General features: G+C 66.2%; 16 protein-coding genes. 7 read left to right on the top strand and 9 right to left on the bottom strand.

Annotated elements, in window-relative coordinates:
* Window positions 1-17 precede the first annotated feature (17 nt).
* Complete coding sequence (locus BRO63_RS33255; RefSeq protein WP_088143762.1) at window positions 18-1,253, bottom strand: cation:proton antiporter; 1,236 nt, start codon at window positions 1,251-1,253, stop codon at window positions 18-20.
* Between the two features lie 270 nt (window positions 1,254-1,523).
* Between BRO63_RS33255 and BRO63_RS33260 the strand changes: the two genes are divergently transcribed.
* The 3 genes from BRO63_RS33260 (at window position 1,524) to BRO63_RS33270 (ending at window position 3,800) form a co-directional block, all read left to right on the top strand.
* A complete protein-coding gene (locus tag BRO63_RS33260) occupies window positions 1,524-2,507 on the top strand; it encodes a TerC family protein (RefSeq protein ID WP_088143763.1) in 984 nt (327 codons plus the stop codon).
* Window positions 2,508-2,530: 23 nt separating this feature from the next.
* Window positions 2,531-2,950, top strand: a complete 420-nt coding sequence (locus BRO63_RS33265) for a universal stress protein (protein WP_088143764.1) — start codon at window positions 2,531-2,533, stop codon at window positions 2,948-2,950.
* A 70-nt stretch (window positions 2,951-3,020) separates the two neighbouring features.
* On the top strand, window positions 3,021-3,800 hold the full coding sequence (locus BRO63_RS33270; RefSeq protein ID WP_088143765.1) for a fused MFS/spermidine synthase: 780 nt from the start codon (window positions 3,021-3,023) through the stop codon (window positions 3,798-3,800).
* A gap of 35 nt (window positions 3,801-3,835) precedes the next feature.
* On the opposite strand, the gene BRO63_RS33275 is transcribed toward BRO63_RS33270, so the two are convergent.
* On the bottom strand, window positions 3,836-5,857 hold the full coding sequence (locus BRO63_RS33275) for a C1 family peptidase (protein WP_088143766.1): 2,022 nt from the start codon (window positions 5,855-5,857) through the stop codon (window positions 3,836-3,838).
* A 178-nt stretch (window positions 5,858-6,035) separates the two neighbouring features.
* The gene (gene dkgB, locus BRO63_RS33280; protein WP_088143767.1) at window positions 6,036-6,839 is read right to left on the bottom strand and encodes a 2,5-didehydrogluconate reductase DkgB; all 804 of its coding nucleotides are present in this window, start codon (window positions 6,837-6,839) and stop codon (window positions 6,036-6,038) included.
* Between the two features lie 122 nt (window positions 6,840-6,961).
* Here dkgB and BRO63_RS33285 point away from each other — a divergent pair, with 122 nt between their 5' ends.
* Window positions 6,962-7,861 carry a LysR substrate-binding domain-containing protein gene (locus BRO63_RS33285; protein WP_088143768.1) on the top strand — a complete coding sequence of 300 codons (900 nt, stop codon included), beginning with the start codon at window positions 6,962-6,964 and terminating at the stop codon, window positions 7,859-7,861.
* A 4-nt stretch (window positions 7,862-7,865) separates the two neighbouring features.
* On the opposite strand, the gene BRO63_RS33290 is transcribed toward BRO63_RS33285, so the two are convergent.
* The 3 genes from BRO63_RS33290 to BRO63_RS33300 form a co-directional block, all read right to left on the bottom strand.
* Window positions 7,866-8,810 (bottom strand): ornithine cyclodeaminase family protein, encoded by a 945-nt coding sequence (locus tag BRO63_RS33290; RefSeq protein WP_088143769.1) that lies wholly within the window; start codon window positions 8,808-8,810, stop codon window positions 7,866-7,868.
* A 91-nt stretch (window positions 8,811-8,901) separates the two neighbouring features.
* A complete protein-coding gene (locus BRO63_RS33295) occupies window positions 8,902-9,834 on the bottom strand; it encodes an N-carbamoyl-D-amino-acid hydrolase (protein ID WP_179215283.1) in 933 nt (310 codons plus the stop codon).
* A gap of 254 nt (window positions 9,835-10,088) precedes the next feature.
* On the bottom strand, window positions 10,089-10,514 hold the full coding sequence (locus tag BRO63_RS33300) for an Lrp/AsnC family transcriptional regulator (RefSeq protein ID WP_088143770.1): 426 nt from the start codon (window positions 10,512-10,514) through the stop codon (window positions 10,089-10,091).
* A gap of 124 nt (window positions 10,515-10,638) precedes the next feature.
* Here BRO63_RS33300 and BRO63_RS33305 point away from each other — a divergent pair, with 124 nt between their 5' ends.
* Window positions 10,639-11,679, top strand: coding sequence for an ornithine cyclodeaminase (locus tag BRO63_RS33305; protein WP_088143771.1), 1,041 nt, complete (start codon window positions 10,639-10,641; stop codon window positions 11,677-11,679).
* 87 nt (window positions 11,680-11,766) lie between these two features.
* Here BRO63_RS33305 and BRO63_RS33310 read toward each other — a convergent pair whose 3' ends face one another.
* The 3 genes from BRO63_RS33310 to panB form a co-directional block, all read right to left on the bottom strand.
* On the bottom strand, window positions 11,767-11,979 hold the full coding sequence (locus BRO63_RS33310) for a DUF1059 domain-containing protein (RefSeq protein ID WP_088143772.1): 213 nt from the start codon (window positions 11,977-11,979) through the stop codon (window positions 11,767-11,769).
* A 194-nt stretch (window positions 11,980-12,173) separates the two neighbouring features.
* Window positions 12,174-13,283, bottom strand: coding sequence for a YcjF family protein (locus tag BRO63_RS33315; protein ID WP_088143773.1), 1,110 nt, complete (start codon window positions 13,281-13,283; stop codon window positions 12,174-12,176).
* Window positions 13,284-13,338: 55 nt separating this feature from the next.
* A complete protein-coding gene (panB, locus tag BRO63_RS33320) occupies window positions 13,339-14,184 on the bottom strand; it encodes a 3-methyl-2-oxobutanoate hydroxymethyltransferase (protein WP_088143774.1) in 846 nt (281 codons plus the stop codon).
* Between the two features lie 320 nt (window positions 14,185-14,504).
* On the opposite strand from panB, the gene BRO63_RS33325 reads away from it, so the two are divergent.
* Window positions 14,505-15,497, top strand: coding sequence for a hypothetical protein (locus BRO63_RS33325; protein WP_088143775.1), 993 nt, complete (start codon window positions 14,505-14,507; stop codon window positions 15,495-15,497).
* The gene (locus BRO63_RS33330) at window positions 15,494-16,618 is read left to right on the top strand and encodes a glycosyltransferase (RefSeq protein WP_088143776.1); all 1,125 of its coding nucleotides are present in this window, start codon (window positions 15,494-15,496) and stop codon (window positions 16,616-16,618) included. The genes BRO63_RS33325 and BRO63_RS33330 overlap by 4 nt, the downstream gene beginning before the upstream one ends.
* The last annotated feature ends 13 nt before the right edge of the window (window positions 16,619-16,631 follow it).

Below are 16,631 nucleotides of genomic sequence, written 5' to 3' on the forward strand. Positions count from 1 at the left end.
GGGGGAGGAAGCGGGAATCAAACCGTAGCCGTATCGATCCGCCGTCGCGGGCCGGACAGCCTGTCGGCGAATCGCTGCGTCAACAAGGGCGCGCCCAACGAGGTCAGGACGACCAGCATCAGGATCACGTTCAAAACCGGCAGGTCTATCAGCGGCCGGCCGGCCGAATTGACCGTCTTGTAGGCGACGGTGGCGGCCGCCAGCGTGGCGGCAACCTGGGGCAACGTCAGGCTCCATACCAGCCCGATCTCGTTGCGGCTATAGCGGAACGGCAGTCCCACTCCGATCGCCGCCAGGAGCTTGGCCAACAGCAGGGCGGCCAGCAGGCCGAACGCCAGCAGCGGCTGTTCGACGAAGGTGCGCAGCGCCTCGATGGGATGCAGCAGCATGCCGGTCGCCATGAAGAAGGCTGGAATCAGAAAGGTGTCGCTCAGCACCTTGAGCACGCCGGCGTTGCCCGGGTGAGGCGTGGCCTGGCGCGCCGCGATGCCCGCCAGGAAGGCGCCGACGATACCGTCCAGGCCGAACAGCTCGGCCCCCTGCGTGGCGCACGCCACGGCCAGGAACAGAATCATGAGGCGCGATTCGTCGCGACGCATGCGGGCCAGCAGCCAGCTCAGCACCCAGCGCCCGCCGAAGATCACCAGCGGAATGAAAACCGCCACCTGCAGCATCTGCATGTCCAGTTCCGCCACCGAGAATCCGCGCCGGTGCGTCACCAGGCATACGGCCAGCACCAGCATGGCGGCGATGTCGGTGAAAACGGTGGCGCCCGAGGTCGCCATGACGCTCAGGCGCTCGCCCAGTCCGAGGCGCGCGGCCACCGGGTAGGCCAGCAGCGTGTGGGAGGCGATCAGCGATCCGATCAATAGCGAGGCGTTGACGGTATAGCCGCAGCCGCGAGCGATCGCATAGCCCATCGCCAGGGGCAGGCCGAAGGTCAGCAGGCCGAACCAAAGTACCTGCGCCTTGGCTGCGCGCAGCTTGGAAAAATCGATGTCGTAGCCGATGAAGAACAGCAGCAGCGCCACGCCCAGTTCGGAAATCAGCTGGGTCAGGGGCGTGTCGGGCTGCAGCAGTCCGATGCCGGCGGGTCCCAGGATCAGCCCGGCGATCAGGAAGCCGATGACCCCGGGTATGCGGGCGCGTTCGCAGAGCAAAGGCACCAGCAGGAACAGCAGCAACCACAGCAGGAAGCGCGTGAAAGGCGCCAGATGGGTGAAGAATTCGACCGCCGTTTGCGTCCAGGACATGACCGGCTCCGGCTAGGACTCTGGGGAACAACCGCGACAGCACCTGAATCTTGCTGCGCGAGTTTGTGCCGGAAGCGGAAAATGGTCAAGAAGCGCCGTTCGGGTTTGGCGCCGCCGCAACGGGCGGGCCGATGGTTCCGGAAAACCTGAGCGTCAGTTCGATCCAGGCGAATTGTTCGGCGTTGCCGGAAGTTCTAGACTGGATTCGTACATGCATTGTGTACCGCTGGCTGTCGCATAGCGGTTTTGCAGCGACGGCGGGAGGTCCTGATGAATCAGGTCGAGACCTTTGCCACCATGCCGATGTGGGCGGGGTTCGTAGGCTTCGTGCTGGTCGTGCTGGCGCTGGATCTCTATGTGCTGGGCGGCCGGCATGCGCACCGCGTGCGGCCCCGGGAAGCGTTGTTCTGGGTGGGCGTATGGATGGCGCTGGCCGCCTTGTTCGGCGCCCTGATGTGGTGGTATCTGGACGCCACCCTGGGGCGCGATATTGCGCACCGGAAAACGCTGGAGTTCTACACCGGCTACCTGATCGAACTGTCCCTGTCCGTGGACAACATGTTCGTGTTCTCGCTGATCTTCGGTTATTTCGTGGTGCCGCTGGAATTGCAGCGCCGGGTACTGCTGTACGGCGTGCTGGGCGCCATCGTGATGCGGGTCGGCATGATCCTGGCGGGCGTCTGGCTGCTGTCGAAATTCGACTGGCTGTTCTACGTGTTCGGCGTGCTGCTGGTGGCGACGGGGGCGAAGATGCTGGCGCGGGCCGACCACCAGCCTGACATTGCCCGCAATCCGCTGGTGCGCCTGCTGCGCTCGTCCTTGCGCATCACCAAGGACTATCACGGCGAGTCGTTCTTCGTGCGCATAGGCGGCCTGCGGCATGCCACGCCCATGTTCGTCGTGCTGCTGATGATAGAGGCGAGCGACGTGGTGTTCGCGGTCGACAGCATCCCCGCCATCTTCGCCGTCACCACCGACCCCTTCCTGGTCTTTACTTCCAACATCTTCGCCATCATGGGCCTGCGGGCGCTGTACTTCCTGCTGGCCGACATGCGGGAGCGCTTCCGCTACCTCAAGCACGGACTTGCCGCGGTGCTCATCATCATCGGCGGCAAGATGCTGGCCGCGCCATGGTTCCATGTGCCGGTGCAGTGGTCGCTAGGGGCGGTAGGCCTGATCTTGCTGGCATCCGTGGGCGCCAGCCTGATTCTGCCCAAACGGGCCGCGGCCAGGGCCGCGCGCCACAAGGGTTGAGTCCCACGAACCGGAGATCTGTCATGAACACGATCATTCTTGCCACCGATGGGTCCAGCCACAGCGATGCCGCGGCGCGCTATCTGGTCGACGGCCCTTTGCTGAACCGGGATTTCACGGTGCATGTACTGCATTGTGAACCCGACGTGACCGGCGACGTCAAGGCCTTCATCGGCCAGGCCGACATCGACGCTTGGCATCACGAAGAGAGCGACAAGGCAATGAAGTCCGTGGTCGAAATCCTGCGCGCGGGCAACGTCGGCTTCGAATGCCACGAGCTTACGGGCCATACGCCGGACAAGATCGTGGCGCATGCGGTCAAGGTGGGCGCCGCGGCCATCGTGATGGGTTCGCACCATCGGGCGCCGTTCCTGGATGCATTGCTGGGGTCGGTGTGTTCGCGGGTCATCGCGCACGCGCCCTGCCCCGTGCTGCTGATCTGAAGGATCGGGGGGCGGCGCCGGGCCGGGCAGTGGTATCTTCAGCGTATTTCCTTGCAATACGCTGCGCTTCATGCCCGACGACGTCTTCCATTCTTCCAGTACTTCGCCTGCAGGCGAGCCTGCGGCGCGCCCGCGGCCTTTCGTCCAGAATTCCGGCGCCCGGCGCACCCTGCATTTCACGCAGCAGGAGATCCAGAGCAGCATGTCCGTGCTCAATCCCGATGCGCTCGAGCTGGAGTACACGCGGATGATGATGGGCTTCGTGCTGTTCAATCCCGATCCCGCCCGCATCCTGATGGTGGGGCTGGGCGGCGGTTCGCTGCCCAAGTTCTGCCACCGCTACCTGACGGACAGCGCCATCGAGGTGGTCGAGATAGATCCCGCGGTCATCGCCTTGCGCGACGCCTTCATGGTGCCGCCCGACGGCGAGCGGTTCCGCGTGGTCCAGGCGGACGCGGCCGACCACGTGCGCGGCTTGTCGGAGCATGCCGACGTGATTTTCCTGGACGGATTCGGCGTCGGCGGGATACCCGGTCCGCTGTGTTCGGCCGAGTTCTATGCCGATTGCCTGCGCGCCCTGCGCGAGGACGGCATCCTGGTGATCAACTTCCACGTCAATCACCCGGATCACCACGAGTACATGGACCGGGTGCGCGCCTCGTTCGGTTCGTCCATGTTCGAGGTGGTGGACGACGACATGACCAACAGCATCGTGTTCGCCTGCAAGGGTGATCTGCTGGACGATCCTGCCGCGGCGCAGCTGCGGCGGCCGGCGTCCATGTCGAAGGACGCCTGGCGCCAGCTGATGCCGACGATGAAGGTCATCGGCGCGACGCTGGAGTTGAGATAGCGCCCCAGCCGGCCCGCATTGCGCCGGCCCCGCCTTCAACGCTTGATGAACGCAATGATCTGCTGTTGCGTGCCCTTGTCATTGTCGAAGCCGCCGTGCGTGCTGGCCGCCACGGGCGGATTGGCGGAGCCGGGCGCTGGGCTGCCGGCGGGCGAGACGTGCACGGCGTCGCAAGGAATGCCGGCGTTGTTGAAATAGCGTTCCATGCCCAGCAGCGGCGTGGTGGTGCCGCCTTCGAAGGATTCGCTCACCAGGTAGAGCAGCGAGCGCCGGTATGGGCCGCAAGTGGGATCGTCTTCCTCGGCGCGGTCGGAAAGGTGGAATTGCTGATAGCGCTTGACCCGTGTCTTCAGGTTCGGCACGACCAGCTTTTGGAAGGTGTCCAGCCTGACCGCCGGGGCCATCAGATTGAGCGACTCGAGTTCGCCGCCGTCTGCCGCCAGCCGGTGCACGAAGTAGCTGGCGACGATGGCGCCGGCGGAATGGCCGACGATGTGCAGGCGCACGCGGCCCTGGCTGACATGCGTCTTGAAGTGCTTGTACAGCATGATCATCGCCGCCTCTTCCTGCGCCATGCCCTTGGGGACCGGTTCGCTCATGGCCTGGGCGTTCTGCTTCATTTCGCCCCAGATCACCGTGCCCGGCCGGGCCAGCCAGCGTTCCAGGCGCTGGTTCCACCAGCGCTCCAGCCGTTCGCCCAGGCCGCCCGTGGTGCGCGGCACGCTGTGGGCGGCATCCTGGATGATGTTCTTCACGGTGGTGATGAAGTCCGTCTCCCACATCAGGAACACCGGAAAGATCTGTTTCTCGTAAAGCAGCGGTATCCACTCGGCGGCGGCTTGCGCCGCATCCTCTTCGCCCACCAGGCCGCCGTGCGCATAGACGCATACGTCCATGGGCTTGTCCTTCAAGCCCCACTTCTCGCGTGCGGCGTTCATGTGCACGTCGACGATGGCGCGCAGATCATCGGGCGTGGTGCGGAACGTGCCGCTGTTGCTGAGCTTGCCGTTGTTGCCCACGTTGACGATGAAGGGCGAGATCTCGCGGTTGCGCAGCACGGTTCCCGCGGCCAGCGTGACCCTCTTGCCGTCGGTGCGCAGCGTGATGCTGTTCGAGATCCTGGTGTGTTCGTGCGTGACCACGCCCAGCTGGACTACCCAGCAGTCCATGGCGTTGCGCAGCCAGTCGTCGTAGGTCAGCACCGCCATGCCGCGGGTACCCCACTCCTCGCCCCAGGAGTTCTGGATCAGGAAGCCGTCCTGCGTATAGCCGACGATGACGAAGGCGTGGCCGTCGGTGGCGGCGTCCTGTTTGTCGGGCGGAATGATCCAGAACGGCTGGACTCCCGGCGTGGACGGGGCTTTCGGCGGGGTGACGCCATGGCCGTCGTCCCAGCCGGCATGGCAGCCCGCGCTGGCGTAAAGAATGCCGGCCTCGTTGAGCGCCGCGTGCATTTCGACGATGTTGCGCGTGTCGATGCGGTAGTAGGCGCCCAATGGGCGTTTGACGGCATCCAGCCACCAGTCGTCGGCGGTATTGTTGGCCGCCGCCGGCATGGCAAGGGCAGGAAACAGTTCCTGGGCGCAGGCGCCGTGCTTGAACCAGCCCTTGAGCGCGCCGCGCAGGCTCGATCCGGTGTCGTCGACGGAACCCGGAAACTCGTCATAGCGCCTGGCCATGGAATACAGCATGAACGGCGAGATGGCCGGGCGTGGTTCGCGCTCCGATTTGCGCAGCAGGAATTCGACCACGGTGGACAAGGCGAAGCCGGTGCAGGCCGAGGTGTCTTCCTGGTGTTTCACCGTCAACCCCATGGCGGGGATCATCTCGGTCTTGGGCGTGACCGAGATGTTGGGATGAAACGGGAGATCGCGGGCATCGAAGGCGTCGGGTTTGGCCGTGCGGCGAAACGGCAGCGCGGGCGGCAGCGCACGGCTCTTGCGCTTCGGGGCGGACCGGGACGGTTTGGCCGCCGCCGCGGGGGCGGCGGCGGGCTGCCGCTTTGCGGCCGTCTTGCGTGCCGGGGCGGCACGCCCCGCTTGCTTCTTTGTAGCCATGGCGTACTCCAGGGGAGACAGGCTTTCAGCGCGAGGGCGGCGTTTTCAGGCAAGACGACATGAGGATAGCGATGGTTGCGCCCGTAGCTGCGATGTATAGGCGCGCCGGAACCGGCACGCCAGTATCCGAAAGTATTACTCCATGAATTTGCAATAGTGCGTTTGCACTATCAAAGTCCTAATCCCACGCTGCGGCCAGTCCTTCTGGACTGACTTCGCGCCCGTTGCGCTCCAGCGCCGCGATCTGCGCCATGTCCTCGTCCGTCAGCCGCAGATCCCGGGCGAGCAGGTTGCTGGCCAGGTTTTCGCGCTTGGTCGACGAAGGAATGACCGCGTAGCCCAGCTGCAGGGCCCAGGCCAGCGCGACTTGCGCGGGCGTGGCGTCGTGGCGCTGGGCGATCTGGCCGATGACCGGATCCTTCAGCACCTTGCCGTATGCCAGCGTCATGTACGACGTGACCGGGATGCCTTGTTCCTGCAGGAAGGCGGTGAGCTTGTGGTTCTGCAGGTAGGGGCTGAGTTCGATCTGATTGGTGGCGATCTGCTCGCGGCCCACTGCGGCGATGGCGGCGCGGGTTTCGGCGATGGGGAAGTTGGAGATGCCGATCTGGCGGGTCAGGCCCTGCGTCCTGGCTTCGGCCAGCGCGTTCATGAATTCCTCGACGGGCACGCCGTTGCCGGGCGCAGGCCAATGGATCAGAGTCAGGTCCGCGTAGTCGCTGCGCAGCTTGGCCAGGCTGTCCTTCAGGCTGGGGATGAGTTTGTCGCGGGCGTAGTTGGGAACCCAGATCTTGGTCGTGACGAACAGCTCATCGCGCGGCACGCCGGATTCGGCCATGGCCTGGCCGACTTCGGCTTCGTTTTCGTAGATCTGCGCGGTGTCGATGGCGCGGTAGCCGAGATCCAGCGCGTTGCGCACGGAATCGATGACGGTCTGGCCCTGCAGACGGAAGGTGCCGGCGCCAAAGGCGGGAATGCTCATGGGTAACTCCTGGGGAGGTTCGCGGATCCGGGCGCGGGGCCCGGGAATGCCTGCAGTGTGCCCGTCGGATACTTGCGGAAAAAGTCCGGTATGCACGAAAGACTTTTGATATAAATGCAAGAATGAAGACGACGCTCGACGAAATGCAGGTCTTTATCGCCATCGTGGACAGCGGTTCCATCACTGCTGCCGCGGACGTGCTGGGACAGACCGTTTCCGCCGCCAGCCGGACCATGAGCCGGCTGGAAGAGAAGCTGCAGACCACGCTGATGCGCCGGACCACGCGGCGGCTGGAATTGACCGAAGAAGGCCGGACCTATCTGGAGCAGGCGCGCAAGATCGTGGCCGCGGTGGAAGAAAGCGAGGAACTGATGAGCCTGCGCCGCAACCAGCCGGCCGGGCGCTTGCGGGTGGATGCGGCAACGCCCTTCATGCTGCACGTGATCGCGCCGCTGGCGCCAGGCTATCGCAAGCGCTATCCGCAGGTAGAGCTGGAGCTGAACAGCAACGAGGGCAACATCGATCTGCTGGAGCGCCGCACCGACCTGGCCATCCGCATCGGGCACCTGAAGGATTCCTCGTTGCACGCGGTACGGCTGGGCCATAGCCGCATCCGCGTGCTGGCCAGCCCCGGCTATCTGGCTGCTCACGGCACGCCGCGGCGGGTGGCCGATCTGGCCTCGCACACCTTGCTGGGCTTTAGCCAACTGGAGGCGCTGAACGAATGGCCCTTGCTGGAGGCCGATGGCCAGGCCCTGCACATCAAGCCGCAGGTGCGCGCGTACAGCGGCGAAACGCTGCGGCAGCTGGCCCTGAACGATGGCGGCGTCGTTTGCCTGTCCGACTTCATGACGCGCGGCGACCGCGACAGCGGCGCCCTGCAGCAACTGCTGGTGAAACAGACGCAGGACGTGCGGCAGCCGATCAATGCGGTGTATTACCGCAATACCGCGATCTCCTCGCGCATCAAGTCCTTCATCGACTACATGGCGCAGGCGCTGGGCCCGCGCGGCTTCGAATAGCGGTTCAGGCGCGTTCGCCGCTGACCGCTTCGTACACCAGCGTTGCCAGCGTCAGGTCTTCCAGTGCGCTGCCCACGGCCTTGAACACGGTGATTTCCTGGTCGTCGCGGCGGCCCGGCAATTCGCCGGCGGCCAACTGGTGCAGGTCGCCGCGGATGTCCTCGCGCTTGAGGGCGCCGGCTTCGAAGGCGGCCAGCAGGTCGCCGGACTTGGTGGGCGCCTCGCTGGTGTCCACGTAGACCGAGGTGCCGTCGAAGCAGGCCGCGTCCGTCTCGCGCATTTCGGGCTTGAAGCTGCCGATCAGGTCCAGGTGCACGCCGGGACGCAGCCAGGCGCCTTGGATCAGCGGCACGGTGGACAGGGTGGCGCAGCTGATGATGTCGGCCTGGCGCGCGGCGCTTCCCAGGTCGGCGGCGGATTCGGCGTCAAAGCCCTGCGCGCGCAGCTCGCCGGCCAGCTTCTCGGCGCCGGCCGGACGCACGTTCCACACCAGCACGCGCTGGATCGGGCGCACGGTGCGCATGGCTTGCGCCACCAGGCCCGCAATGCGGCCGGAGCCCACGATGAGCAGCGTGCTGGCGTCGGCGCGCGCCAGGTAATCCGCGCCCAGCGCGGCCGCGCCCGCCGTGCGGTACACGGTGACGATGTCGCCATCCACCTGGGCTATCGGGACGCCTGTAGTGGCGCTGTACAGGTTGTAGGTGGCGTGCAGGCCGGGCAGGCCCAGGTGGGTGTTCTCGGGGAAGATGTTGATGATCTTCACGCCGAAGTAGCCGCGGTCGCTCCAGGCCGGCATGATCAGCGAGGTGCCGTGCGCGTTGCCCGACTGGATGGCGTGGACATGCCGCGGCGGCACGGTGGCGCTGCCGCGGAAGGCCTCCCGCAAGGCGGGAATGGCGGCGTCGAAGGACAGGGCGTTGCGGGTTTGTTCGGTGTCGATGAGGCGCATGGGTTGTTGCCTGCTGCGGGTCGGTCTGTGGGCCAGCAGGCAGTCTAGCAGCGCGGACGGCGCCTGCCCGCGCCGCGGGCAGGCGCGGCCTTCAGTCGATGGCCGCCGTGGGCAGCGGATCGCCCGCGCCGGTGCGTTCGACGATCAGCTTGTAATGCTGCGGGTTGCGATGCTTGGCGAAGTTGAACACGTGGTCGCGGAAGGCCTGGCCCATGGCCAGGTCGATGCGGGCGGTGATCACCTCGTCTTCTTCGCCGCTGGAACGCGCCACGATCTCGCCGGAAGGCGCGACGATCATGGAGCTGCCTATCATGTGGTGGCCGTCTTCATGGCCGCATTTGGCGGCCGCGCCGACCCAGACCGCGTTCTGGTAGGCGCTGGCCTGCAGCACAATCTCGTGCGTGGTGGTGCGCAGGTGCGCGGGCTCGTCCCAGTGGATGTTCAAGGACGGCGTGTTGTAGCCCAGCACGATCAGCTCGGCGCTTTGCAGCGACATGACGCGATACGTTTCGGGCCAGCGGCGGTCGTTGCACAGGCACATGCCGATCTTCACGTCGTTGGTTTCCCAGACGCCAAAGCCCAGGTCGCCGACTTCGAAGAATTTCTTCTCCAGGTGCTGGAGTGGCGCGCCGATCTTGTGGTCGGAGTGGCCCGGCAGGTGGATCTTGCGGTACTTGCCGATGATCTTGGCGCTGCGGTCCACCAGGATGGCGGTGTTGAACTGGCGGCCTTCGGGCGTCAGTTCTGCGTAGCCCAGGTAGAAGCCTATGCCCAGTTCGCGCGCGGTGTCGAACAGCGGTTGCACGTCGGCGTTGGGCATGCTTTTTTCGAAGTAGCGCTCCACCGCTTCGGCGTCTTCCATCCAGTAGCGCGGAAAGAACGTGGTCAGCGCGAGTTCGGGGAAGACGACGAATTCCGCGCGGCGGGCGGCGGCCTCGCGCATCATGTCGACCAGGCGCCGGACCACGGCCGCGCGGCTATCGGCAAGGTTCACTGCGCCCATCTGGGCGACCGCCAGGCCCATCTTGCGGGCGGGGTATGCATTACTCACGATGTGGATCTCCAGGCTGAAGGCGCCAGCATGCATGCGCGGGCGGAAATCCGGAACCGGGGGCCGCGTTGGCGCCGCGCGCCGCGCAGGATCGCCCCGCTATCCGCCAAGGCCATGATTCAGCGGGGAATTCCGCCGGTTGGCGAGAGGCCGCCGCCGCGCCATGCATAACGCGGTGTCATCGAGGCCATGCAAAGTTTTATATCGGGTTTCCCCGTATGCCCGCCCTAAAACGCCTTGAAGGTCTTGAGATGGATGCTGGTTTCGGTGGCGGCGATGCCCTTGAGGGTGCGCAGGCGGTCCAGCACCTCGGACAGCTGGTCGATGGTGGGCACGCGCAGTTCGGCCAGCAGATCCCAGCGGCCGTTGGTGTCATGCAGGCCCGCCACGGCGGGTTCACCCATCAGCAGGCTCACGATCTTGCGGGTTTCGTGGCCTTCGACGGCGATGCTCATCCAGGCGACGATGTCTTCGGTTTCCACCTCAGGGCGCAGGCGCACGGTATAGCCGCGGATGATGCCGCGCTCTTCCAGCTTGCGGATGCGGTTGTCGATGGTGCCGCGCGAGACGTCCAATTTCTTCGCCAGGGTGGCGACCGACATGCGGGCATCGGCGCGCAACAGGCCGAGCAGGTTCTGATCTAGCGTGTCCATTGTTAAAAGTGCTAATTATTGCTGTCAGAATGGCAGAATCTTAGCGTTTTGTGTGGATTGTTGTCACTATTAATTGGTTTGCCCATCCCCCAGAATTTCTGTTCCATAACTCGGGGAGAACAAATTGACGATGCTGCTTTCAACTTCCGACGTGGCCCACATCGTGGCCCTGCAAGGCCCGCAACAGGTCTTTTCCGGTCTGCTGGACTATCTGCTGTCGGACTTTCTTCGATGGCAGGAATTCGACAAGAGCGCGCGGGTGGCCAGCCACTCGGCAACCGGCGTGATCGAATTGATGCCCACCGCCGACGGCGAGTACTACACCTTCAAATACGTGAACGGCCACCCCGGCAATCCGCAGGCCGGCCTGTCCACCGTGATGGCATTCGGCGCGCTGGCGCAGGTCGGCACGGGCGAGCCGCTGCTGATCAGTGAACTGACCTTGACCACCGCGCTGCGCACGGCCGTGACTTCCGCCCTGGCGGCGCGCGCACTGGCCCGCCCGGACTCGCGCAAGATGGCGTTGATCGGCAACGGCGCGCAAAGCGAGTTCCAGGCGCTGGCCTTCCACCACCTGCTGGGCATAGACACCCTGCACGTCTACGACGTGGACGCAGGCGCCACACGCAAGCTTGAAAGCAATCTGGCTTCAGTGCCCGGCTTGCGCGTGGTGCGCTTCGATAGTGCGGCGGATGCGGTCAAGGGCGCGGACATCGTCACCACGGTGACGGCGGACAAGGCCTACGCCACCATCCTGACCGCGGACATGGTCGAGTCGGGCATGCACATCAACGCCGTCGGCGGCGATTGTCCGGGCAAGACGGAACTGCACGCGGACGTGCTGCGCGCGGGTCCGGTGTTCGTGGAGTACGAGCCGCAGACGCGCATCGAGGGCGACCTGCAGCAGATGCCTGCCGACTTCCCGGTGACGGAATTGTGGCGGGTGCTGACGGGCCAGGCAGCCGGCCGCAAGAGCGCATCCGAGGTGACCATTTTCGATTCGGTGGGCTTTGCGCTGGAGGACTTCTCGGCGCTGCGCTGGCTGCGTGACGCCGCCAACCGCCATGGCGTGGGCGCCCGCATCGAGGTGGCGCCGCAACTGCCGGATCCGAAGAACCTGTTCGAGGTGGTGCGCGCGGCTGCGCCGGTCTTGGCCCGGGCCTAGCGCCCGCGCTTTCGTCGCGGGTCCGCGGTTGCAGCGCCGGCGTGGCGGGCCGCGCCTGCGCTGCTCCGGTTGCGGATGGGGCCGCCGTCAGACGCGGCTGGGCATTTCAGCCGGCGGCGTGCCATCGTGGAACAAGGACTTCAGCTGCGTGCGCAGCTCAGGGGTGTCGGCGTGCTTGTGTACCGTGGTCGCGTGCTGCACCGCGGCTTCCAGCAATTCACCTTCGGAATCCGCTGACAAGGCTACCGTGCAATTCATTGCGCTGGGGTATTCGCGGCAATCGATGTATTTGCGAGTCATGAACCTCTCCCTGCGCGCAGGCTGCCTGGGCCTGCGCAAGAGCATCCGGCGCGCGGCGCGGGACGTCCGGGCCGTTGGCGCGTCACAGCGGCGGGGGCGGTTCGAAAAGTATAGATCTGGCGCCGCGGCCGCGGCGCAATTCACAAGCGGCGGTTCGCGCTAGTGCACAGGCACCGGTGCGGGCGCAGCGCGCCTCAGAAGGTGACGCGCTGCTTCAAGGCCTTGGCGATCATCGCGATGTCGATGTCCTTGCCCGGGTTCTTCAGGCAGAAGTCGTACAGCACGGCCACGTAGGCATTGCCCAGCAGCTTGGTGATGGCGCCGGCGGTGGTGGCGGCAATGGTGCCGCCCACCGCGCTGCCCGCGCCGGGAATGAACTTCAAGAGCCCGGAGACCACCGAACGGCCAATCAGCGTGGCCGCGGACGCGCCCAGCGTGGAAGTGACCAGCGTGGTGATGGCGGCGGTATTCAGTTCCATGCCGAAGGTGATGCCGATCTTGGCGATCATGCCGACCTGGATGGGCACCAGCGCAACGGCGTCCGAGAACGGAATGGGTGCGGCCGCGGCCGAGGCGGCCAGCCCGGCGGCCACGTTGACCTCTATCTCAGCCCGCTTTTTTTTTACTTCCAGGGCCTTCTTGTTGCGGGTGGACAGGGCGTTGGCATAGGCCCGCTGCTGTGCTTCGGGGATGTGCAGGGCGGTGGCCTCGATCAGGTTGTCCAGGCCCATGGGCGGCAGCTCCGCGTCCAGCTCCTCGATCCATTCCGGCAGCGCGCGCACCGCCACCACCTGCTTGGCGCGCGGCAACAGCTTGCGCGCCTCGTCGACGAAGGGGCTGTTCTTGCGCGCCTTGGTCAGCACCGTCACGACGGGGATGCCGGCATCGGACAGCATGTTGCACAGCTCGATTTCGGCGTCTTCGACGCGGTGGCTGCTGTCCTGGATGCAGAGCCAGGCCACGTGCAGGTGCCGGTCCTGGTCGTCGGAGGCGGAGCGCTCCTGGATCAGGTCCGCCAGCTGTTGGCGCGAGCGCTCGTAATCGCCGACCTCCAGGCCGCGCGTGTCGATGATGGTGAGCGGATGGCCAGCCCGGGTGAATTCCTGGGTGGACTGGGTGACGGGCTTGCCCGCGCCGGTCTTGGCCAGGTCGCCGCGGAACACGGCGTTGATCAGCGTGCTCTTGCCCACGCCGGTCTTGCCCGCGACCAGGATGTTCACGCGCCCCGCGCCGCGCGTCGCGGTGCTGATGGCGTCCGCGATGGCGTCCTGCAGCTGGGGCGTGTCCATGCGGGGCGTGCTCATGAGTGGTGTGCGTAGAAAGGCATGGGAGGATTCTAGCGAGAAACGCGCGCCGCCATCAGGCGCCGCCGGGCACGCCGTAAAGATGGGCCGATTCGGGGAAGCTGCGCGCGCGGACTTCGCCGGCATAGGCCTGCGCGGCTTGCTGGATGCGGCCGGCCAGGTCGTCGTAGCGCTTCACGAAGCGGGCGGTGCGCTCGAACATGCCCAGCATGTCGTCCACCACCAGCACCTGACCGTCGCAGCGCGCGGATGCGCCTATGCCTATGGTCGGGCAGGCGACGGCCTCGGTGATCGACGCCGCCAGCGGCTCGACCACGCCTTCGATCACCAGCGAGAACGCGCCGGCATCCGCCACGGCGGCGGCATCGGCGGCGATGCGGGCGTACTCGGCTTCGCCGCGGCCGCGCGCGCCGTAGCCGCCCAGGATGTTCACCGCCTGCGGCGTCAGGCCCACGTGGCCCATGACCGGGATGCCGCGCGCCGACAGATAGGCGACGGTGGCGGCCATGCTCTGGCCGCCTTCCAGCTTGACCGCGCCCGCGCCGGTTTCCTTCATGATGCGCGCCGCGGAACGGAAGGCCTGTTCGGGGCTTTCCTCATAGCTGCCGAACGGCATGTCGACGACGACCAGCGCCCGGCGCGAGCCGCGCACCACGGCGGCGCCGTGCGCAATCATCAGGTCCAGCGTGACGGGCACGGTGGAAGGCAGGCCGTAGATCGTCTGCGCCAGGCTGTCGCCCACCAGCAGGGCGTCGCAATGCGGGTCCAGCAGTTCGGCCATGCGCGCCGTGTAGGCTGTCAGCATCACCAGCGGCTCCTGGCGCTTGCGCGCGCGGAATGCGGGCACGCTCACGCGGGGCGGACTGGCCGCAGCGGCGTTCAGGGTGGCGGTCGTAGACATCGAAATCCTTCCTATCCAGGGTTGAGTGCTTGAATCGGGATATTGCGATACCCGCATCGTAGCGGAAGGCCGCGAGGGCGAGCCTCGCGTTAGCGCATGGCGCGATCCCGCAGGCTAATCTTTGCGGCAAAACGTAATCGAAGTTTCGGGCGCGGGCGAGGCCGCGCCCAGCGGAAACTGTACGGTATGAATTTGGGGACGTTTTGGCGGTTCCCCAAAAGCGTTACATCTTCAAGAGTTCTTTCGCTTTTTCGATAGGTCCGCCTGCGTAGAATTCGCCGCTTACAAGGTTATTTCGCGGCTTCCGCGCAACACTGCTCATGCCTAGTCCCGGGCTCATTCCACGCTTGCTGCGTTCGCGCCCGCTGACCAAGGGCCTGCGCTACTTCTATCGGCACAGCCGGCCCGCCGCCTGCCGGCACAACGAAACCCTGTGGCCCTTCGTGACAGTGCGGCGCGATGCGCAGGACCGGCTGACCGGCTGCGAACTGCGCGGCGTGCAGGGCCCGGCGGTCACGCCGATGGATCAGCTGCCGCGCGGCATCGGCGCGGACGCCCACCTGATACTCAGCGGCCCGTCCGTCGCCCAGATCGACTATGCCCGTTGCCGCCTGGACGTGGCGATGGGCGTCAACGGTTCGATCGCGCTGCGGCGCCAACATCCGTCCCTGCGTTTCGACTACTACGCGATGCTGGATGCGGGTTTCGTCAACCGCAGGCGCGAACTGGTGGCGGAAGTGCTGGCGCAGGACCTGACGCTGTTCGTCACGCCCGAGGTCTATCGCTGGATCGGCTTCCTGTTCGATCGCAACGCCGTGCGCTGCCGCATCGCGCTGTTCGAAGAAGTGCACCAGCGCGCGTTGCAGCCGCGCGCGCGGCCCGAGGAGCTGGAAGCGCGGCTGGCGGCCGATCCCGGGCTGGTGCTGTTCGACGCGCGCAATCCGGTGCATGCGCATGGCTTCAGCCTGGACCCGCCGCGCGGCCTGTTCGGCGGCGGCACCGTCGCCTACACGGGCCTGCAGTTGCTGGCGTGGCTGGGCGCGAAAACCATTTACCTGCACGGCCTGGACCTCACGGCCGCGGCAGGCCCACGATTCTATGAAAGCGCGGCCACGCAGCTGTCCACCGCGCTGGACCGGCAATTCTCCGGGCACATCGAACCCGCCTTCCGGCAAGCCAGCCGGCTGCTCGGCGAACGCGGCATCAAGGTCTACAACCTGTCGCCCGCCAGCCGGCTGGGGGACGATGTGTTCGAGAAGCGCGACTGGAGCTGCCTGCTGCCCGAGCAGCCGTTTTCGAGTACGACCCCATGAAGATTCTGTACACCAATTTCCACCAAGGCGATGGCGGCGGCCACACCACCTACGTGATGTCGCTGGCGCGCATCCTGTGCGAGAAGTCGGAGGTGACCGTGGCGGCGCCGGCCAGCAGCCGCCTGCTGGCCGAGGCCGCCGCCCTGCCCGGCGTGCGCACGCTGGCCCTGGAGTTCAAAGGCCGGCCGCTGCAGCAGCTGCGCGCGCTGCGGCGCCTGCGGGCCCTGCTGCGCGACGAACGCTTCGACGTGGTCCACGCCAACGGCTCGGCCGATCACCGCCTGTGCATGCTGGCAACCATGGGCATGGGCGCGCGGCGTCCCTTCATGGTCTACACCCAGCATACCGACCGCAGCGCCAACAGTCTGGGCGCGCGGGTGCGCGCCAAATGGGGCACCAACCGCGTCATCTGCGTGTGCACCCACACGTTTCGCCGCATGAAGCAGTCGGTGTTCCGCAACGAAGACCTGCGGGTGGTGCACAACGGCGTGGACACGGAAAAATGCAGTCCGGCCTCGCGCCGCGAGGCGGCGCAAGCGCGCGACAGCCTGTTGCCCGAGGGCATGCAGGGCCGGCTGGTCATCGGCAGCAATGCCGGCACCGCCGTCTACAAGAACTGGCTGGACATGGTCACTGCCGTGTCCATGCTGCCCGAGAACAAGCGGCGGCAGGTGGTGGTGCTGATCGCGGGCAAGCTGCCGGACGCGGAGCAGATGCGCCGTGTCAGCGAACTGGGCATGTCGGAGCAGGTGGTGTTCACCGGTCTGCTGGACGACGTCGGCCCCTTCCTGTCGGCGCTGGACGTCGGCTTTGTGCTGTCGTCGAAGCTGGAGACGATTTCCTTCGCCTGCCGCGAGATGATGGCGGCAGGCAATCCCGTGATCGTCAGCGCGGTGGGAGGGTTGCCGGAGAATGTCACCGACGGCCGCGACGGCTGGGTGGTGCCGCCGGCCTCGGTGGACAGCATTGTCGAGGCGCTGTCGAAGATCCTGGAAAACCGCGAAGCCTTGGGCGTGATGGGCGCCGAGGCCCGCAGCACGGCGCTGCGGGAATTTTCGCTGACGACATTCGTCGGCAAGACCGAGCGGGTCTATCACGAAAGCCGGGCGCAGCCGGCCTGACGGCCGCGCCCGG

This window comes from Achromobacter xylosoxidans (assembly GCF_002192695.1).
In the GTDB taxonomy this organism is placed as follows: Bacteria; Pseudomonadota; Gammaproteobacteria; order Burkholderiales; family Burkholderiaceae_B; genus Achromobacter; species Achromobacter xylosoxidans_C.

Coding starts and splice junctions, on each gene's coding strand:
- BRO63_RS33265 (WP_088143764.1), top strand. CDS start 2,531: ATGAACACGATCATTCTTGCCACCGATGGGTCCAGCCACAGCGATGCC.
- BRO63_RS33310 (WP_088143772.1), bottom strand. CDS start 11,979: ATGACTCGCAAATACATCGATTGCCGCGAATACCCCAGCGCAATGAAT.
- BRO63_RS33255 (WP_088143762.1), bottom strand. CDS start 1,253: ATGTCCTGGACGCAAACGGCGGTCGAATTCTTCACCCATCTGGCGCCT.
- panB (WP_088143774.1), bottom strand. CDS start 14,184: ATGTCTACGACCGCCACCCTGAACGCCGCTGCGGCCAGTCCGCCCCGC.
- dkgB (WP_088143767.1), bottom strand. CDS start 6,839: ATGAGCATTCCCGCCTTTGGCGCCGGCACCTTCCGTCTGCAGGGCCAG.
- BRO63_RS33285 (WP_088143768.1), top strand. CDS start 6,962: ATGAAGACGACGCTCGACGAAATGCAGGTCTTTATCGCCATCGTGGAC.
- BRO63_RS33290 (WP_088143769.1), bottom strand. CDS start 8,810: ATGCGCCTCATCGACACCGAACAAACCCGCAACGCCCTGTCCTTCGAC.
- BRO63_RS33315 (WP_088143773.1), bottom strand. CDS start 13,283: ATGAGCACGCCCCGCATGGACACGCCCCAGCTGCAGGACGCCATCGCG.
- BRO63_RS33260 (WP_088143763.1), top strand. CDS start 1,524: ATGAATCAGGTCGAGACCTTTGCCACCATGCCGATGTGGGCGGGGTTC.
- BRO63_RS33325 (WP_088143775.1), top strand. CDS start 14,505: ATGCCTAGTCCCGGGCTCATTCCACGCTTGCTGCGTTCGCGCCCGCTG.
- BRO63_RS33270 (WP_088143765.1), top strand. CDS start 3,021: ATGCCCGACGACGTCTTCCATTCTTCCAGTACTTCGCCTGCAGGCGAG.
- BRO63_RS33275 (WP_088143766.1), bottom strand. CDS start 5,857: ATGGCTACAAAGAAGCAAGCGGGGCGTGCCGCCCCGGCACGCAAGACG.
- BRO63_RS33300 (WP_088143770.1), bottom strand. CDS start 10,514: ATGGACACGCTAGATCAGAACCTGCTCGGCCTGTTGCGCGCCGATGCC.
- BRO63_RS33295 (WP_179215283.1), bottom strand. CDS start 9,834: ATGGGCCTGGCGGTCGCCCAGATGGGCGCAGTGAACCTTGCCGATAGC.
- BRO63_RS33330 (WP_088143776.1), top strand. CDS start 15,494: ATGAAGATTCTGTACACCAATTTCCACCAAGGCGATGGCGGCGGCCAC.